Origin of the sequence: Vibrio chagasii (assembly GCF_024347355.1) — a bacterium.
In the GTDB taxonomy this organism is placed as follows: domain Bacteria; phylum Pseudomonadota; class Gammaproteobacteria; order Enterobacterales; family Vibrionaceae; genus Vibrio; species Vibrio chagasii.
The window spans coordinates 813,894-831,615 of sequence record NZ_AP025465.1 but is presented as its reverse complement, the minus strand read 5'-3'; the positions used below and the strand labels follow the sequence as shown (position 1 = coordinate 831,615).

The following is a 17,722-nucleotide window of genomic DNA, read 5'->3' as shown; positions in this document are numbered from 1 at the left end:
CGCAACCCGAGGTTTCCACCGTGCCTGATATGAAGCTATTTGCTGGTAACGCAACACCTGAACTAGCCCAACGTATTGCTGATCGTCTATACATCTCTCTTGGCGATGCTACTGTAGACCGTTTTTCTGATGGCGAAGTCGCTGTTCAAATCAATGAAAACGTTCGTGGTAGCGATGTATTCCTGATTCAATCAACTTGTGCACCAACCAATGACAACCTAATGGAATTGGTGGTAATGATTGACGCAATGCGCCGCGCTTCTGCTGGCCGTATTACTGCTGTAATCCCTTACTTCGGTTATGCCCGTCAAGATCGTCGTGTACGTTCTGCACGTGTGCCAATTACTGCAAAAGTTGTTGCAGATTTCCTTTCTAACGTTGGCGTAGACCGCGTTCTTACTATCGACCTACACGCAGAGCAAATCCAAGGCTTCTTCGATGTACCAGTTGATAACATCTTCGGTACTCCAGTTCTTCTAGAAGACATGGCTAACCGTGGCCTAGAGAACCCAGTTGTGGTTTCTCCAGACCTTGGTGGTGTTGTACGTGCTCGTGCAACGGCTAAAGCGCTAGGTGACGTTGATATCGCTATCGTTGATAAGCGTCGTCCACGTGCTAACGTTTCTGAAGTAATGAACCTAATCGGTGATGTTGAAGGCCGCGACTGTGTTATCGTTGATGACATGATCGATACAGGTGGCACGCTATGTAAAGCAGCTGAAGCGCTTAAAGAGCGCGGTGCTAAGCGTGTATTCGCTTACGCAACTCACGCTGTTTTCTCTGGTACTGCTGCGAACAACATCAAGAACTCTGTTCTAGACCAAGTTATCGTAACGGATTCTATCTCTCTATCTCCAGAGATGGCTGCAACAGGTAAAGTAACAACACTTAGCCTTTCTCGCATGCTTGCTGAAGCGATTCGTCGTATCAGCAACGAAGAATCAATCTCAGCGATGTTCAACTAATCAAGGCTATTTAGCTTTATTTTAGAAACTCGTTAGAGAAAGACATTAAGCACTTCATTTGATGAAGTGCTTTTTTTATACCTGGTGACTGTTGTTTATCACAGCTCGGAATAATCATGGTGCCATCAGCTAGCTCGCACCTTTTTCATAAACTGTGATATCATACGGCGCTTTTTGAAATCCCAAGAGAGATCCATACCTTGAGCCAACAAATAAAACTTCTCGTTGGACTGGCTAATCCAGGTCCAGAATACGCCAAAACTCGCCACAATGCGGGTGCTTGGGTAGTTGAAGAATTAGCACGTGTACACAACGTAACACTGAAGAACGAACCAAAGTTCTTTGGCCTAACGGGTCGTATCATGGTTCATGGTGAAGATCTTCGTTTGCTGATCCCAACGACTTTTATGAACTTGTCAGGCAAAGCAGTTGCAGCTTTGGCAAAGTTCTACCAAATTAAACCAGAGGAGATCATGGTAGCTCATGATGAGTTAGACCTTCCTCCTGGCATTGGAAAGTTCAAAAAAGGTGGTGGCCATGGTGGACACAACGGTCTAAAAGACATCATCAGCAAACAGGGTAACAATAAAGAATTCTATCGTCTGAGATTAGGCATCGGCCATCCTGGACACAAAGATAAAGTTGCAGGTTATGTATTAGGCAAAGCTCCACAAAAAGAGCAAGAGTGTATCGAGGCCGTCGTTGACGAATCGGTTCGCAGCCTAGACATCTTATTAAAAGATGGCCTACCAAAAGCACAAAATCGCTTACATACGTTCAAAGCAGAATAAGGTTTATATCATGGGTTTTAAATGTGGCATCGTTGGTCTACCAAACGTTGGTAAGTCAACTCTGTTTAACGCACTGACTAAAGCAGGCATCGAAGCAGCAAACTTTCCATTTTGTACGATCGAACCAAACACAGGTATCGTTCCGGTTCCAGATCTACGCTTAGATGCATTAGCAAAAATTGTTAATCCACAAAAGATCCTTCCAACAACGATGGAATTCGTTGATATCGCTGGCCTAGTGGCTGGTGCATCTAAAGGTGAAGGTCTTGGTAACAAATTCCTAGCGAACATCCGTGAAACTGACGCGATCGGTCACGTTGTACGCTGCTTTGAAAACGAAAACATCGTTCACGTTTCTGGAAAAGTATCTCCAATCGAAGATATCGAAGTGATCAACCTTGAACTTGCACTGGCTGACTTAGACAGCTGTGAGCGTGCAATTCAACGTAACGCTAAGAAAGCAAAAGGCGGCGACAAAGACGCTAAATTCGAAATCACTGTACTAGAAAAGCTACTACCAGTTCTTACTGAAGGTGGTATGGCGCGTACTGTTGAACTAGCGAAAGAAGAAGCGGCAGCAATCGGCTACCTAAACTTCCTAACACTTAAGCCAACAATGTACATCGCAAACGTTGCTGAAGATGGTTTTGAAAACAACCCTTACCTAGATGCTGTTCGTGAATACGCTGCAAAAGAGAACAACGTTGTTGTTGCAGTATGTGCTGCTATCGAATCTGAGCTTTCTGAGCTTGACGATGAAGATCGTGAAGAGTTCCTAGCGGACATGGGTATCGAAGAACCAGGTCTAAACCGAGTGATCCGCTCTGGTTACGAACTACTGACTCTTCAAACTTACTTCACTGCGGGTGTTAAAGAAGTTCGCGCTTGGACAATTCCTGTAGGCGCAACAGCTCCACAAGCGGCTGGTAAGATCCACACTGACTTCGAAAAAGGCTTCATCCGAGCTGAAGTTGTTGGTTTTGATCACTTCATCGAATTTAACGGTGAGAGCGGTGCAAAAGACGCAGGTAAATGGCGTCTAGAAGGCAAAGAATACATCGTAAAAGATGGCGACGTTGTTCACTTCCGCTTCAACGTATAATTGCTGATTAAATATCGGTTAAAAGGCCAGTGAATTTCACTGGCCTTTTTGTTTTTACTCTTTAGCAAGAGCTCGACATCAGAAAGTTAACTTCCTATATATATCGCCTTTTTGACCTATTTTTTGCCGACAAATACGCCTCTTTGACTAAAAAGAAACCGAACAGATGTTTATTCGTGATTTATTCAAAAAAAAAGTTGACGGGTTTCACTCAACTACGCATAATGCGCCCCGTTCACAGCGAAGCGGCAACGCTTCAAAATGAGCAACAATTTGGAAATGGCTACTTAGCTCAGTTGGTTAGAGCACATCACTCATAATGATGGGGTCGCAGGTTCAAATCCCGCAGTAGCCACCATTTCCTAAGCACTCTATTCGTTATTAAACACTTGTTTTTAACCATACAGAGTTTTTAGGAAATAAAGCGGACGTGGCGGAATTGGTAGACGCACCAGATTTAGGTTCTGGCGCCGCAAGGTGTGAGAGTTCAAGTCTCTCCGTCCGCACCATATTGAGATATCTTAATTGATATCATTGTTGGGCTATCGCCAAGCGGTAAGGCACCGGCTTTTGATGCCGGCATTCCCTGGTTCGAATCCAGGTAGCCCAGCCACAATTTAAAGTGTAATTATCTTTAAAAAGATAATGGCATTGAAAGCAAGATTATATTATATTGTCTCGCTCTCAGATGGCTACTTAGCTCAGTTGGTTAGAGCACATCACTCATAATGATGGGGTCGCAGGTTCAAATCCCGCAGTAGCCACCACTATTTCTTTTGAAATAGAAAGACAACGTCTTATTGAATCACCAATATTCAGTATGACTATAAAGATTTGCTGCGGTCGTGGCGGAATTGGTAGACGCACCAGATTTAGGTTCTGGCGCCGAGAGGTGTGAGAGTTCAAGTCTCTCCGACCGCACCATTATTTAGATGTCTTAATTGATATCATTGTTGGGCTATCGCCAAGCGGTAAGGCACCGGCTTTTGATGCCGGCATTCCCTGGTTCGAATCCAGGTAGCCCAGCCACTATTTATAACTCCTTGCTAATAGCAATGAGCACAACGTTTTATTGAGTCACCAATACTCAGTATAACTACAAAGATTTGCTGCGGTCGTGGCGGAATTGGTAGACGCACCAGATTTAGGTTCTGGCGCCGAGAGGTGTGAGAGTTCAAGTCTCTCCGACCGCACCATTATTTAGATGTCTTAATTGATATCATTGTTGGGCTATCGCCAAGCGGTAAGGCACCGGCTTTTGATGCCGGCATTCCCTGGTTCGAATCCAGGTAGCCCAGCCACTATTTATAACTCCTTGCTAATAGCAATGAGCACAACGTTTTATTGAGTCACCAATACTCAGTATAACTACAAAGATTTGCTGCGGTCGTGGCGGAATTGGTAGACGCACCAGATTTAGGTTCTGGCGCCGAGAGGTGTGAGAGTTCAAGTCTCTCCGACCGCACCATTATTTAGATGTCTTAATTGATATCATTGTTGGGCTATCGCCAAGCGGTAAGGCACCGGCTTTTGATGCCGGCATTCCCTGGTTCGAATCCAGGTAGCCCAGCCACTATTTAAAACTCTTTGCTAATAGCAATGAGCACAACGTTTTATTGAGTCACCAATACTCAGTATAACTACAAAGATTTGCTGCGGTCGTGGCGGAATTGGTAGACGCACCAGATTTAGGTTCTGGCGCCGAGAGGTGTGAGAGTTCAAGTCTCTCCGACCGCACCATTATTTTCTCTTTCATTAGAGAACAAATAGTGAGTCTATTAGATTCGTTATTGGCTACTTAGCTCAGTTGGTTAGAGCACATCACTCATAATGATGGGGTCGCAGGTTCAAATCCCGCAGTAGCCACCACTTATACAACGTCGTATTGGATCACCAATATTCAGTATGACTATAAAGATTTGCTGCGGTCGTGGCGGAATTGGTAGACGCACCAGATTTAGGTTCTGGCGCCGAGAGGTGTGAGAGTTCAAGTCTCTCCGACCGCACCATTATTTCTTTTTCATTAGAGAACAAATAGTGAATCGATTAGATTTATTATTGGCTACTTAGCTCAGTTGGTTAGAGCACATCACTCATAATGATGGGGTCGCAGGTTCAAATCCCGCAGTAGCCACCACTATTTCTTTTGAAATAGAAAGACAACGTCTTATTGAACCACCAATATTCAGTATGACTATAAAGATTTGCTGCGGTCGTGGCGGAATTGGTAGACGCACCAGATTTAGGTTCTGGCGCCGAGAGGTGTGAGAGTTCAAGTCTCTCCGACCGCACCATTATTCAGATGTCTTAAATGATGTCATTGTTGGGCTATCGCCAAGCGGTAAGGCACCGGCTTTTGATGCCGGCATTCCCTGGTTCGAATCCAGGTAGCCCAGCCACTATTTATAACTCCTTGCTAATAGCAATGAGCACAACGTTTTATTGAGTCACCAATACTCAGTATGACTACAAAGATTTGCTGCGGTCGTGGCGGAATTGGTAGACGCACCAGATTTAGGTTCTGGCGCCGAGAGGTGTGAGAGTTCAAGTCTCTCCGACCGCACCATTATTCAGATGTCTTAAATGATGTCATTGTTGGGCTATCGCCAAGCGGTAAGGCACCGGCTTTTGATGCCGGCATTCCCTGGTTCGAATCCAGGTAGCCCAGCCACTATTTATAACTCCTTGCTAATAGCAATGAGCACAACGTTTTATTGAGTCACCAATACTCAGTATGACTACAAAGATTTGCTGCGGTCGTGGCGGAATTGGTAGACGCACCAGATTTAGGTTCTGGCGCCGAGAGGTGTGAGAGTTCAAGTCTCTCCGACCGCACCATCATTAAATAGAACCCAACTTTTTAGCTGGGTTTTGTTTTATCTGGAATATGTAAATCTGATAACTCCGTCACCAAGTATTTCTCCCCATTTAATCACTTCATGACTTTTTTATAAGACAATGCCTACTCCACTTTCTAATTGAGTATGACGCCTTATGAAAAATCTCACTTTAACGATCGGTTGCTACACAGACACTCCCAGTAAAAGCCAAGGCGTGTATCAGGCTCAGTTAGACTTGGAAAACGGTCAACTATTACCTTTGGAACTCATTACAGAGTGTACTAACCCATCTTTTGTCGTAGCGACCGAGCTTGGTATCTATACCGCGTCTGAAGTTGAGCAACCCAAACAGCCACAGTTGATTCATATCGCTAATGCTAGCTCAAAGACCGCTAGTAACTCAGGTGCTATCTCCGGCGATCATCCTTGTCATATCACCATAGATCCTAGCCATAAGTTTGCTATTACTTCTCAATACTCATCAGGTTCATTCGATATTTTTAGTTTAAGTATCAATGGCAATATCGATAAACGACTTAAAACAATAGCTATGGTGGGGTCAGGACCAAACAAAGAGCGTCAGACCGCTCCACATGCTCATCAATGTCTGTTCTTACAAAACTCACCACAATTTGTCACCGTCGACCTTGGCGCTGATCGAATCAATTTCTATTGCTTTGATGAAGAACAGGAAGAGTTTCTAGACGAACCAATGCAATCCATTAAAGTCCCTGCGGGCAATGGACCTCGTCATCTCGTCTTCAACAAAGACGAAAATAAAGCCTATGTAATCTGTGAACTCTCTGAAACGATACTGATGGTGGAGAAAACTCTTGGGAAATGGAGTATTGTCGAAGAGATCGACGCACTTCCAAATATGGAAAAAGGAGAAGCAACGGCTGCAATAAAACTATCGCCGGATGAGCAATTTCTCTATGTCTCTTGTCGACATCAATCGATGATCAGTTGCTTCAGAATCGAATCCACAACGAATGTGCCTATTTTTATTGATAGCTATAGTTCTGAAGGCAACTTCCCTCGTGATTTTCATATTACTCATGACGGTGAATGGCTTATCGCCGCAAACCAGCACACTAACAACATCAAGTCATTCAAGCGAAATACAGAAGACGGCTCTCTGGTTTACACGGGCTACTCATTAGAGCTAGATGCGCCAGTTTGTGTGACACAGCAGCGATAGACATCATAGAATACAAAAAAGGAGAGCATTCGCTCTCCTTCTCTTTATAAAGTGTCTGTAATACTCAATTAAAGGCCCAGAGCATACTTCAAAACTTGAGTTTTAATCGGCCCTGAGTTCTCTGCCAGCTTGAGTGCAGCATTACGCACAAACTTAAGTGGACCAATATCATTACTGAACGTCTTATAGAAGAAATCCATACCGCTTTGCATCACTAGGTTGTCACCTCTTCTCATCACCTCGTAGCGTCTTACTACAGAATGATTCAGCTCGCCTTTTTCTTTGGTTACATCTAATAGCGCTGCAACATCTTTGAAGCCTAAATTCACACCCTGCCCTGCTAATGGATTAATCGTGTGTGCTGAGTCCCCAACCAGAATGCAGTTGTTCTTAAAATAAGATTGCGCATGACGTCGAGTAAGAGGGAAAGAACCAGAGTTAAGTACTTTAATGTCCCCTAACTCCGCAGGGAAGTTAGCAAGTACTTCATTGCGTAGCTTGTCTGGGCTCATTGCCGACAGTTGCTTAATGCGAGATGGCGAGTCGTACCAAACTAACGAGCCCTGCCCAAGTTCCTGGTCTCCTGAATTAAAAGAGCACAAAGGGAGAAATGAACGCGGGCCGCTAGGTAAAAACTGTTGCCAAGTAATGTCTTGCTGAGGGAGCTCGGTTTCTACATTGATCAGCATGCAGTGCTGACGGTAGTCCCAAGCAGTGATACCAATGCCCGCTTGCTGTCTAACTGCAGAATTCGCACCATCGGCACCAACCACCCACTTCGCTGACAACTCGATACCAGATTGAAGCTTAACAGTATTAGTTTCGCCAAATTCGATAGAGTCCAACTTTTCAGGACACAGCAGGTCTAAGTTGTCATAAGCATCGAACTGAGACCATAAGCCCAATTGGATAAGTCGGTTTTCAACAATGTAGCCTAAACGAGGCAAATCAAGTGACGCTGCATCAAATCGAGTACGACATTCTGGGTGTTCCCACGTTTCTAGGCGCTTGTATGAGCAAACTCGCATTGCAGCAATGTTCTGCCATGCGCCAAGATCGTCAAGTAAATCGACTGACGCTTGAGAAATCGCTGATACTCGAATGTCCATAGCTTGCGACTCATCAAATGCTTGGGGCGCAAAACCTTCGATCACAGCAACCTGCATTCCTTGCTTAGCAAAACCAATCGCTGTTGCCGCACCAACCATGCCGCCGCCGACGACCACAATATCGTAACTGTTCATATTTTGTACTTATCAGTTTGATTCTTTGACTGTTTTTGATTGTACGTTTTCACAACGAACTTGTAACCAAAAACCTTATTTGAAAAATGGGTTACCCCTTGCTAAATCTAGTGTTAACGAGAATAAAAACCACTTCCGAAGAGATTTTATCAGACTACTAGTCAGTCGGTTTTGAAACCAGTACAATACGCCGCTTGCCGCTAGGGTGAGCCATAAAATGAATACCTAATTATGGCCATAGACTCTCGCGGATAGATACCGGGCGATTTGCTCCCTTAAATTAAACTAACGATCGAGCGAACAAAAAATGAGTAAGAAACTGCTAATTAAAACTTGGGGCTGCCAGATGAACGAATACGATTCATCAAAAATGGCTGACCTGCTAAATGCCGCAAATGGCTATGAGCTAACTGAAGTACCTGAGGAAGCAGATGTACTACTACTGAATACTTGTTCTATCCGTGAAAAAGCGCAAGAAAAAGTATTCCACCAGCTTGGTCGTTGGAAAACGCTAAAAGATAAAAAAGAAGGTGTGGTAATCGGTGTGGGTGGCTGTGTAGCGACTCAAGAAGGCGACCACATCCGTCAACGAGCACCATACGTAGACGTTATCTTTGGCCCTCAAACACTGCACCGTCTTCCAGAGATGATCAAATCTTCTCTATCTAACGAAGCGCCAGTGATGGACATCTCTTTCCCTGAGATCGAAAAGTTCGATAGCCTACCTGAGCCTCGTGCTGAAGGGGCGACGGCATTCGTTTCTATCATGGAAGGCTGTTCTAAGTACTGTACATACTGCGTAGTACCTTATACTCGTGGTGAAGAAGTTAGCCGTCCAATGGACGATGTACTGTTCGAAGTTGCTCAACTTGCAGAGCAAGGTGTACGTGAAGTTAACCTACTAGGTCAGAACGTAAACGCATACCGTGGTCCAACTCACGAAGGTGATATCTGCACATTCGCAGAACTACTTCGTCTTGTGGCTTCTATCGATGGTATCGACCGTATTCGTTTCACCACAAGCCACCCGCTTGAGTTCGGTGATGACATCATCGCAGTATACGAAGATACACCTGAACTTGTGAGCTTCCTTCACCTACCAGTACAAAGTGGTAGTGACCGTATCCTTACGATGATGAAACGTCCTCACACTGCTATCGAGTACAAGTCGATTATTCGTAAGCTTCGTAAAGCACGTCCTGACATTCAAATCAGTTCTGACTTTATCGTTGGTTTCCCCGGTGAATCTAACCAAGATTTCCAAGACACGATGAAACTGATCAAAGACGTTGATTTCGATATGAGCTTCAGCTTTATCTTCTCCCCTCGTCCGGGTACACCTGCTGCAGACTACCCATGTGACGTGCCTGAGCAAGAGAAGAAAGATCGCCTATACGAACTACAACAAACCGTAAACTCACAAGCAATGCGCTACTCTCGCTTAATGCTTGGTACTGAGCAACGTGTGCTGGTTGAAGGTCCGTCGAAGAAGAACCTAATGGAACTTCGCGCACGTACAGAGAACAACCGTGTTGTTAACTTCGAAGGTAACGCAGATCTAATCGGTCAATTTGTTGATGTGAAGATCACTGACGTATTCGCAAACTCTCTACGTGGTGAGTTGGTTCGTACAGAGAAGGATATGGACCTACGCAGCATCATATCTCCAACACAGATGATGGCTAACACAAAACGTGAAGATGAGCTGGGTGTGGCAACATTTACGCCATAAGCCAAACATCTAGGTTCAGCAAAAAGCTGACCAACAAAGCTTGAAATTACCTAACTAAGTGACCATCTTAGAAATAGGGAAATCGCCACTAGAAGCCCGGTACCAATCGGGCTTCTTGCTCTTTGTTTATTGGAAAGAGTGGGTGGCACAAAATGAGAGGCTAATTTGAGCAATAAAATCGTTACCCTAGAAATCAATCTAGAACCCGCAGATAACCATCGCCTTGCAAGCCTTTGTGGCCCATTCGATGACAACATCAAACACCTTGAGCGCCGTTTAGGTGTCGAGATTAACTACCGCAGCAACTTCTTCACTATTGTTGGTAAGCCTCATACGGCTGCTGCTGCACTCGATATTGTTAAGCGCCTGTATGTTGAATCTGCTCCGGTCAAAGGCACGATTCCAGACATCGAGCCAGAACAGATTCACCTGGCTATCAAAGAGTCTGGTGTTTTAGAACAGAATGTAGAGTCTGATATTGAACACGGCAAAGAAGTGTTCATTAAGACCAAAAAAGGCGTGATTAAGCCGCGCACCCCAAACCAAGCACAGTACCTAATGAACATGGTGACTCATGACATCACCTTTGGTATTGGTCCTGCTGGTACGGGTAAAACATATTTGGCTGTCGCTGCCGCCGTAGACGCATTAGAGCGCCAAGAGATCCGTCGTATTCTATTGACGCGCCCTGCAGTTGAAGCGGGTGAGAAGTTAGGTTTCCTGCCTGGTGATTTAAGCCAAAAAGTAGACCCATACTTGCGTCCACTTTACGATGCACTTTTTGAGATGCTGGGCTTTGAACGCGTAGAGAAACTGATTGAGCGTAACGTGATTGAGGTTGCACCTCTTGCGTACATGCGTGGTCGTACACTGAACGATGCCTTCATCATTCTTGACGAAAGCCAAAACACGACTGTTGAACAGATGAAGATGTTCCTAACTCGTATTGGCTTCAACTCGCGCGCGGTAATCACAGGCGATATCACTCAAATCGATTTACCTCGAGGTGCAAAATCTGGCTTGCGTCATGCGACCGAAGTTCTAAGTGAAGTCGATGACATCAGCTTTAACTTCTTTATATCTGAAGACGTGGTTCGTCACCCAGTGGTTGCTCGTATTGTCAACGCTTACGAGAAATGGGAAGCGAAAGACCAGAAAGAGCGTAAAGAGTTTGAGAAACGTAAACGTGAAGAGCGCGAAGCGAAACTTCTTGAGACTCAGCAAGCGGTTACGACACAATTAGCAACACAAAATAGTTCTGTGATTGCAGAACAAGGTGATAAATAGATGTCTATTGAACTAGACCTACAATTAGCGGTCGAAAATGAGCAAGGTCTTCCAACAGAGCAGGACATTCAGTTTTGGTTGGATAAGACTATACCTCAGTTTCAAAAGAGCGCTGAGCTTACTATCCGTATCGTAGATACCGAAGAAAGCCACCAGCTAAATCATGAATATCGTGGTAAAGACAAACCAACTAACGTGCTATCTTTTCCATTCGAGGCTCCTCCTGGGATTGAGTTAGATCTTCTAGGTGACCTCATTATCTGTCGCCAAGTTGTCGAAAAAGAAGCAGAAGAGCAAAATAAGCCTCTGCTAGCGCACTGGGCTCATATGGTTGTACATGGCAGTCTGCATCTGCTAGGTTATGATCATATCGAAGATGATGAAGCTGAAGAGATGGAGTCACTCGAGACAGAAATCATGCAAGCTATGGGGTTTGAAGACCCATATATTCTAGAAAAGTGAATCGATTCTAGTTACGTAGATTGCAGAGAAACAATAACTCATCGAACCTGTATTTTTCAGGAATCTGAGTTGTGATGTGTGCTATCACACTTCTGATAGCGTTATTTTTTGAGAAATCATGAACGAAGGTAACCCCCCCACTTCTGAGGGAAGTAAAAAATCTGAAGGTCCGAGTAGAAAGTCCTTCTTTGAACGCCTAGGCCAACTATTTCAAGGCGAGGTAAAAGACCGCCAAGAGCTCGTAGATGTAATCCGCGACTCAGAAATTAATGACCTGATTGACCACGACACTCGCGACATGCTCGAAGGTGTTATGGAAATTTCAGAGATGCGAGTACGCGATATCATGCTGCCTCGTTCTCAAATGGTTACAGTAGAGCGCACCGATGATTTAGATACATTGATTGCGTTGATTACTGATGCTCAACACTCTCGCTACCCAGTGATCAGTGAAGATAAAGACCATGTTGAAGGCATTCTATTAGCGAAGGACCTACTTAAATACCTGGGTTCAGACAGTGCCCCATTTGATATCGAACAAGTGATTCGCCCTGCGGTTGTTGTTCCTGAAAGTAAGCGAGTTGATCGCCTACTTAAGGAGTTCCGTGAAGAGCGTTACCACATGTCTATCGTTGTTGATGAGTTTGGTGGTGTCTCTGGCCTAGTAACCATTGAAGATATCCTCGAAGAAATCGTTGGTGAAATTGAAGACGAGTTCGACGATGAAGAAGAGTTGGATATCCGTAAGCTGAGTAAGCATACTTTCTCTGTTAAAGCTTTAACCACCATTGAAGAGTTCAACAACACGTTTGACACTGCTTTCAGTGATGATGAAGTGGATACAGTAGGCGGCATGGTTATGACAGCACTCGGTCACCTGCCAGTTCGTGGCGAAATTGTAGAAATCGAAAACTACCATTTCAAAATAACATCAGCAGATAATCGTCGTGTGATTCAGCTACAGGTAACCATTCCTGACGAGCAGCCTCTTCCGACTATCGAAGAATAACCACTTCTCTCTAAAGAGATGACAGAAATTAGATGACTAAGACTTTTATTCATCGCCTATTACGGCCGCTTGCGGCCGTTTTTGTTGGCGCTATAACCACCCTCTCATTCGCTCCATACTCAATATGGCCTCTTGCCATTCTCAGCCCAGCTTTATTACTGCTACTGATCCACAATCGTTCACCTAAGAGTGCACTTTGGATTGGTTATGCATGGGGCCTAGGTCAGTTCACCACAGGAATCAGCTGGGTATATGTCAGTATTGACGGCTTTGGCGGTATGCCACTAGCGGCCAATCTATTTTTGATGGCACTCCTCGTTGGCTATTTAGCCGTATACTCAGGGCTCTTTACTTGGAGCTTAAATAAGTTCTTCCCCACTAATAATTTAAGCCGATTCTTCCTAGCCGCTCCGGCACTATGGTTGATCAGTGATTGGCTACGCGGCTGGGTAATGACAGGCTTCCCATGGTTGTGGTTGGGCTATAGCCAAATCGACTCTCCGTTAGGCTCTTTCGCACCAATTGGTGGTGTCGAGCTAGTGACTCTTACCATTATCGTTTCAGCATCAGCGTTTGCTTATGCGGTTATAAACAGAGCCTGGAGCATCGTTGTTATTCCTGCAGTCGTATTTAGTACTGGCTTTGGTATTCGCAACATCGATTGGGTAACACCGAATCCTGAAAAAACCACCTCAGTGGTGTTGATTCAAGGTAATGTCGACCAGGACAGCAAATGGCTGCCAAGTCACCGCTGGCCGACTATGATGAAATACACTGACCTAAGCAGGGAAAACTGGGATGCAGATATCATTATCTGGCCAGAGGCCGCGATCCCTGCTTTTGAAGTCGAGATACCGTCTTTCCTACGTAACTTAGATAGCGCAGCTAAGATAAACAACAGTTCCATCATCACAGGTGTACTGAACCAGTCTGAAGATAAGAAATACTACAACAGTATTCTTTCTCTTGGTGTTAACCCATATGGTGAATACAGCTATGACCCAGACGAGCGCTACCACAAACATCACCTATTACCATTTGGTGAGTTTGTACCCTTTGAAGATATATTGCGTCCATTAGCACCGTTCTTTAACTTGCCAATGTCATCGTTCAGTCGTGGCGATTTCATCCAGCCAAACATTGTTGCTAACGGTCGTCATCTAGCGCCAGCTCTGTGTTATGAGATCATCTTTAATGATCAAGTAAGACAGAATGTGACAGACGATACGGACTTTATTCTAACGCTCTCTAACGATGCGTGGTTTGGCCGTTCAATTGGTCCATTACAACATATGGAAATCGCACAAATGCGTGCCTTAGAGCTTGGTAAGCCGCTAATTCGCTCAACCAACAACGGTGTGACAGCGGTGACGGACTACAAAGGCAATATCATCAAGCAAATACCTCAGTTTGAAACGGCAGTTCTGAAAGCCGAGCTTGTTTCAACAGATGGCCAAACCCCTTACCGCGTGGTCGGTACTTGGCCATTGTATATTTGGGTGCTACTAAGCTTGGTAATTGGCTGGGGTGTGAGAAAACCAAAGAACTAGATTCGACATGAAATAACTTGAAGGGTTGGCCGTTTGGTCAACCCTTTGTGTTTATGCCGTATATGGGGAGGTTTATGGCTTTAATGCTTTGCGACTAAACCCTTTCGAGCCGCACTTGATACATGGAATGATGGTCGTTGGATGGTTATATTCAGTTTGATGACCACACTCATCACAGACAAGTGTACCCAAGCCAATCACTTCGCCAGCTTGATATAAGCCTTGGTGCTCTAAATCTTGGAATAGCTCGACCCACTCGACTTTGGTGCGATCGGTAATATCTAGAAGCCCCTGCCAAATAGAGTCAGCAATCATCAGATAAAATGGACCGCTTTTGCTCTCTTCGTAGCTCTCAGAAAACTCTTTCAAGTCTGACTTCACGTAAGCAGAGATCAGCGATAGCTCATCTTTAGTCATGTCATTGGCGGCTTTCGCATATTTGCCTGATGTTTCGATTTTGTTGTTGAGCTCTTCAGGACTATGCTTCAGCGTTTCGATAACCTCTTCAACCACTTCTTCATAGAGTGCTTTTTTCTTCGGCATAACAACCTCCTTAAGATAACCAACGTTATAGTGAGTAAACGAAGCGCTGCTATGCACTCTCGCTTACAAACAAATGCAATTCATACTCTTAAGTATAGTTGCCCTGCGAAATTCAGTGAAAATTACGCCATCTACGAGTCAGCAACTGCAAGTATGAAGGGTATAACTATTGTTGTACTAAGCTCCTTTAGGTATTCTATGACGATCTGTAAGATTCTGTTCTAACCGAACTCACAAATTCCAAGATAACCGGATACCATCGATGCAAGAACAATATAACCCGCAAGAGATTGAACAAAAGGTTCAACAACACTGGGATAACAGCGAAACTTTCGTTGTAAGTGAAGACCCAAACAAAGAAAAATTCTACTGTCTTTCTATGTTCCCGTACCCAAGTGGCCGACTGCACATGGGTCACGTGCGTAACTACACCATCGGTGATGTGGTATCTCGTTTCCAACGTCTACAAGGCAAAAACGTAATGCAACCAATCGGTTGGGATGCATTCGGCCTACCTGCAGAAAACGCAGCTGTAAAAAACAACACAGCACCTGCACCATGGACTTACGAAAACATCGAATACATGAAAAACCAGCTTAAGCTTCTTGGCTTTGGTTACGACTGGAATCGTGAATTCGCAACATGTACACCTGAATACTACCGCTGGGAACAAGAGTTCTTCACTAAGCTTTACGAAAAAGGCCTAGTATACAAGAAGACATCTTCTGTTAACTGGTGTCCAAACGACCAAACTGTACTAGCAAACGAGCAAGTAGAAGATGGTTGCTGCTGGCGTTGTGATACTCCAGTAGAGCAAAAGAAAATTCCACAGTGGTTCATTAAGATCACTGAGTACGCTCAAGAGCTACTAGATGACCTAGATAACCTTGAAGGTTGGCCTGAAATGGTTAAAACCATGCAGCGCAACTGGATCGGTCGCTCTGAAGGTGTTGAGCTATCTTTCGCTGTTAACGGTGAAGAAGCACCACTAGAAGTGTACACAACTCGTCCTGATACGCTGATGGGTGTGTCTTACGTTGGTATCGCTGCAGGTCACCCTCTTGCAGAGAAAGCGTCTAAGAACAACCCTGAGCTTGCTGCATTCGTTGAAGAGTGTCGCAACACCAAAGTTGCTGAAGCTGAACTAGCAACGATGGAAAAGAAAGGTATGGATACTGGCCTAACGGCTATCCACCCTCTTAACGGTCGTGTTGTTCCTGTATACGTAGCAAACTTCGTACTTATGGATTACGGCACAGGTGCGGTAATGGCGGTTCCAGCTCACGATCAACGTGACTACGAGTTCGCAACTAAGTACGGAATCGATATCATTCCAGTAATCAAGCCAGAAGATGGTTCTGAGCTAGATGTATCTGAAGCAGCTTACACCGAGAAAGGCGTACTGTTCGACTCTGGTGAGTTCGATGGTCTTGCTTTCCAAGAAGCATTCGACGCAATTGCTGCGAAGCTAGAAGCTGAAGGCAAAGGTAAGAAAACAGTAAACTTCCGTCTACGTGACTGGGGTGTATCTCGTCAACGTTACTGGGGTGCACCAATCCCAATGGTAACGACTGAAGATGGTGAAGTTCACCCAGTACCAGCAGACCAACTACCAGTGATTCTTCCTGAAGATGTGGTAATGGATGGTGTAACTAGCCCTATCAAGGCTGACAAGTCGTGGGCAGAAACAACATTCAACGGCGAACCAGCTCTACGTGAAACAGACACGTTCGATACGTTCATGGAGTCTTCTTGGTACTACGCTCGTTACTGTTCACCACAAGCTGACGATATCCTAGATCCAGAAAAAGCGAATTACTGGCTACCAGTAGACCAGTACATCGGTGGTATCGAGCACGCTTGTATGCACCTATTGTACTCTCGTTTCTTCCACAAACTGCTACGTGACGCAGGTTACGTAACGTCTGACGAACCGTTCAAGCAACTACTATGTCAAGGCATGGTACTAGCAGATGCGTTCTACCACGAGAACGAGAAAGGCACTAAAGAGTGGGTTGCTCCTACAGATGTTGCTGTAGAGCGTGACGGTAAAGGCCGTATCACTTCTGCGAAAGACAACCAAGGCCGTGACGTTGCTCACTCAGGCATGATCAAGATGTCTAAGTCGAAAAACAACGGTATCGACCCACAAGAGATGGTAGACAAGTACGGTGCTGACACAGTACGTCTATTCATGATGTTTGCATCACCTGCAGACATGACACTTGAGTGGCAAGAATCTGGTGTTGAAGGTGCAAACCGCTTCCTTAAACGTGTTTGGAAACTGGTTCACGCTCACTCATCTAAGGGCGCGGCTGAATCTGTTGACGTTGCAACACTTTCTGGTGACCAAAAAGCACTTCGTCGTGATGTTCACAAGACTATCTCGAAAGTAACGGACGATATCGGCCGTCGTCAAACGTTCAACACAGCGATCGCTGCGATCATGGAACTGATGAACAAACTGGCGAAAGCGCCTCAAGAATCAGCACAAGATCGTGCAATCCTTGACGAAGCACTGAAAGCAGTAGTTCGCATGCTTTACCCAATGACTCCTCACATCTCTTACGAAATGTGGATTGCTCTTGGTGAATCAGATGTTGACTCAGCAACATGGCCAACATTTGACGAGAAAGCACTAGTTGAAGACGAGAAGACGATCGTTGTTATGATCAACGGTAAGCTGCGCGCGAAGCTAACTGTGGCAGCTGATGCAACAGAAGAGCAGGTTCGTGAGCTTGGTCTGAACGATGAGAACGCTAAGAAGTTCCTAGATGGCTTAACGATCCGTAAAGTCATCTTTGTACCGGGTAAGCTTCTAAACATCGTTGCTAACTAATCGCTGTAGACTAAAACGAACTTAATTCGTTTTTGGCAGTCTTTAGACAGGGTAATTAAATTACCCTGTCTACTTATTTAAACGCTTTACTTTCAGTGACTAACCTCACGCCAACAAACTAAAGCCTTTAAATAAGTATTCTACCTTCATGAGAGCC

At 44.8% G+C, this 17,722-nt stretch carries 12 protein-coding genes and 19 tRNA genes; 29 read left to right on the top strand and 2 right to left on the bottom strand.

Annotation, left to right across the window (positions count from 1 at the left end):
* The first annotated feature begins 20 nt into the window (after positions 1-20).
* From OCV52_RS03775 to OCV52_RS03665, 23 genes are all read left to right on the top strand, one after another.
* Positions 21-965, top strand: coding sequence for a ribose-phosphate pyrophosphokinase (locus OCV52_RS03775; RefSeq protein ID WP_004739814.1), 945 nt, complete (start codon positions 21-23; stop codon positions 963-965).
* A 200-nt stretch (positions 966-1,165) separates the two neighbouring features.
* A complete protein-coding gene (gene pth, locus OCV52_RS03770; RefSeq protein WP_004739815.1) occupies positions 1,166-1,756 on the top strand; it encodes an aminoacyl-tRNA hydrolase in 591 nt (196 codons plus the stop codon).
* A 10-nt stretch (positions 1,757-1,766) separates the two neighbouring features.
* Positions 1,767-2,858, top strand: coding sequence for a redox-regulated ATPase YchF (gene ychF / locus OCV52_RS03765; RefSeq protein WP_063523318.1), 1,092 nt, complete (start codon positions 1,767-1,769; stop codon positions 2,856-2,858).
* Between the two features lie 281 nt (positions 2,859-3,139).
* Positions 3,140-3,216, top strand: a tRNA-Met gene (locus OCV52_RS03760).
* Positions 3,217-3,282: 66 nt separating this feature from the next.
* A tRNA-Leu gene (locus OCV52_RS03755) sits at positions 3,283-3,367 on the top strand.
* Between the two features lie 29 nt (positions 3,368-3,396).
* Positions 3,397-3,471: transfer RNA gene (locus OCV52_RS03750), tRNA-Gln, on the top strand.
* 77 nt (positions 3,472-3,548) lie between these two features.
* Positions 3,549-3,625: transfer RNA gene (locus tag OCV52_RS03745), tRNA-Met, on the top strand.
* A 72-nt stretch (positions 3,626-3,697) separates the two neighbouring features.
* Positions 3,698-3,782 (top strand) — tRNA-Leu (locus OCV52_RS03740).
* A 30-nt stretch (positions 3,783-3,812) separates the two neighbouring features.
* Positions 3,813-3,887: transfer RNA gene (locus OCV52_RS03735), tRNA-Gln, on the top strand.
* 82 nt (positions 3,888-3,969) lie between these two features.
* Positions 3,970-4,054: transfer RNA gene (locus tag OCV52_RS03730), tRNA-Leu, on the top strand.
* Positions 4,055-4,084: 30 nt separating this feature from the next.
* Positions 4,085-4,159, top strand: a tRNA-Gln gene (locus OCV52_RS03725).
* An 82-nt stretch (positions 4,160-4,241) separates the two neighbouring features.
* Positions 4,242-4,326, top strand: a tRNA-Leu gene (locus OCV52_RS03720).
* 30 nt (positions 4,327-4,356) lie between these two features.
* Positions 4,357-4,431: transfer RNA gene (locus OCV52_RS03715), tRNA-Gln, on the top strand.
* Between the two features lie 82 nt (positions 4,432-4,513).
* Positions 4,514-4,598, top strand: a tRNA-Leu gene (locus tag OCV52_RS03710).
* 52 nt (positions 4,599-4,650) lie between these two features.
* Positions 4,651-4,727 (top strand) — tRNA-Met (locus tag OCV52_RS03705).
* Between the two features lie 55 nt (positions 4,728-4,782).
* Positions 4,783-4,867: transfer RNA gene (locus tag OCV52_RS03700), tRNA-Leu, on the top strand.
* A gap of 51 nt (positions 4,868-4,918) precedes the next feature.
* Positions 4,919-4,995 (top strand) — tRNA-Met (locus OCV52_RS03695).
* Positions 4,996-5,067: 72 nt separating this feature from the next.
* A tRNA-Leu gene (locus tag OCV52_RS03690) sits at positions 5,068-5,152 on the top strand.
* Between the two features lie 30 nt (positions 5,153-5,182).
* Positions 5,183-5,257, top strand: a tRNA-Gln gene (locus tag OCV52_RS03685).
* 82 nt (positions 5,258-5,339) lie between these two features.
* A tRNA-Leu gene (locus OCV52_RS03680) sits at positions 5,340-5,424 on the top strand.
* Positions 5,425-5,454: 30 nt separating this feature from the next.
* Positions 5,455-5,529 (top strand) — tRNA-Gln (locus OCV52_RS03675).
* Positions 5,530-5,611: 82 nt separating this feature from the next.
* Positions 5,612-5,696 (top strand) — tRNA-Leu (locus tag OCV52_RS03670).
* A 156-nt stretch (positions 5,697-5,852) separates the two neighbouring features.
* Positions 5,853-6,899, top strand: coding sequence for a lactonase family protein (locus tag OCV52_RS03665; RefSeq protein ID WP_137407344.1), 1,047 nt, complete (start codon positions 5,853-5,855; stop codon positions 6,897-6,899).
* Between the two features lie 68 nt (positions 6,900-6,967).
* On the opposite strand, the gene OCV52_RS03660 is transcribed toward OCV52_RS03665, so the two are convergent.
* On the bottom strand, positions 6,968-8,143 hold the full coding sequence (locus OCV52_RS03660; RefSeq protein ID WP_137407345.1) for a 2-octaprenyl-3-methyl-6-methoxy-1,4-benzoquinol hydroxylase: 1,176 nt from the start codon (positions 8,141-8,143) through the stop codon (positions 6,968-6,970).
* Between the two features lie 307 nt (positions 8,144-8,450).
* Here OCV52_RS03660 and miaB point away from each other — a divergent pair, with 307 nt between their 5' ends.
* From miaB to lnt, 5 genes are all read left to right on the top strand, one after another.
* Positions 8,451-9,875 (top strand): tRNA (N6-isopentenyl adenosine(37)-C2)-methylthiotransferase MiaB, encoded by a 1,425-nt coding sequence (miaB, locus tag OCV52_RS03655; protein ID WP_004737649.1) that lies wholly within the window; start codon positions 8,451-8,453, stop codon positions 9,873-9,875.
* 165 nt (positions 9,876-10,040) lie between these two features.
* On the top strand, positions 10,041-11,162 hold the full coding sequence (locus tag OCV52_RS03650; protein ID WP_137407346.1) for a PhoH family protein: 1,122 nt from the start codon (positions 10,041-10,043) through the stop codon (positions 11,160-11,162).
* Positions 11,163-11,624, top strand: coding sequence for an rRNA maturation RNase YbeY (ybeY, locus tag OCV52_RS03645; protein ID WP_004737646.1), 462 nt, complete (start codon positions 11,163-11,165; stop codon positions 11,622-11,624). It begins immediately after the preceding gene.
* Positions 11,625-11,742: 118 nt separating this feature from the next.
* Positions 11,743-12,633 carry a CNNM family magnesium/cobalt transport protein CorC gene (corC, locus tag OCV52_RS03640; RefSeq protein WP_004737645.1) on the top strand — a complete coding sequence of 297 codons (891 nt, stop codon included), beginning with the start codon at positions 11,743-11,745 and terminating at the stop codon, positions 12,631-12,633.
* Between the two features lie 32 nt (positions 12,634-12,665).
* Positions 12,666-14,183: an apolipoprotein N-acyltransferase gene (lnt, locus tag OCV52_RS03635; RefSeq protein WP_137407347.1), complete on the top strand. Its 1,518-nt coding sequence runs from the start codon at positions 12,666-12,668 to the stop codon at positions 14,181-14,183.
* A gap of 72 nt (positions 14,184-14,255) precedes the next feature.
* Here the strand turns inward: lnt and OCV52_RS03630 are convergent, their stop codons facing one another.
* Positions 14,256-14,726: a zinc ribbon-containing protein gene (locus OCV52_RS03630; protein WP_061033217.1), complete on the bottom strand. Its 471-nt coding sequence runs from the start codon at positions 14,724-14,726 to the stop codon at positions 14,256-14,258.
* A 262-nt stretch (positions 14,727-14,988) separates the two neighbouring features.
* Between OCV52_RS03630 and leuS the strand changes: the two genes are divergently transcribed.
* A complete protein-coding gene (leuS, locus tag OCV52_RS03625; RefSeq protein ID WP_137407348.1) occupies positions 14,989-17,565 on the top strand; it encodes a leucine--tRNA ligase in 2,577 nt (858 codons plus the stop codon).
* The last annotated feature ends 157 nt before the right edge of the window (positions 17,566-17,722 follow it).

Bases quoted from the DNA above. Each gene is read 5' to 3' on its own strand.
- ychF (WP_063523318.1), top strand. From the start codon at position 1,767: ATGGGTTTTAAATGTGGCATCGTTGGTCTACCAAACGTTGGTAAGTCA.
- OCV52_RS03665 (WP_137407344.1), top strand. From the start codon at position 5,853: ATGAAAAATCTCACTTTAACGATCGGTTGCTACACAGACACTCCCAGT.
- OCV52_RS03660 (WP_137407345.1), bottom strand. From the start codon at position 8,143: ATGAACAGTTACGATATTGTGGTCGTCGGCGGCGGCATGGTTGGTGCG.
- miaB (WP_004737649.1), top strand. From the start codon at position 8,451: ATGAGTAAGAAACTGCTAATTAAAACTTGGGGCTGCCAGATGAACGAA.
- ybeY (WP_004737646.1), top strand. From the start codon at position 11,163: ATGTCTATTGAACTAGACCTACAATTAGCGGTCGAAAATGAGCAAGGT.
- corC (WP_004737645.1), top strand. From the start codon at position 11,743: ATGAACGAAGGTAACCCCCCCACTTCTGAGGGAAGTAAAAAATCTGAA.
- lnt (WP_137407347.1), top strand. From the start codon at position 12,666: ATGACTAAGACTTTTATTCATCGCCTATTACGGCCGCTTGCGGCCGTT.
- OCV52_RS03630 (WP_061033217.1), bottom strand. From the start codon at position 14,726: ATGCCGAAGAAAAAAGCACTCTATGAAGAAGTGGTTGAAGAGGTTATC.
- leuS (WP_137407348.1), top strand. From the start codon at position 14,989: ATGCAAGAACAATATAACCCGCAAGAGATTGAACAAAAGGTTCAACAA.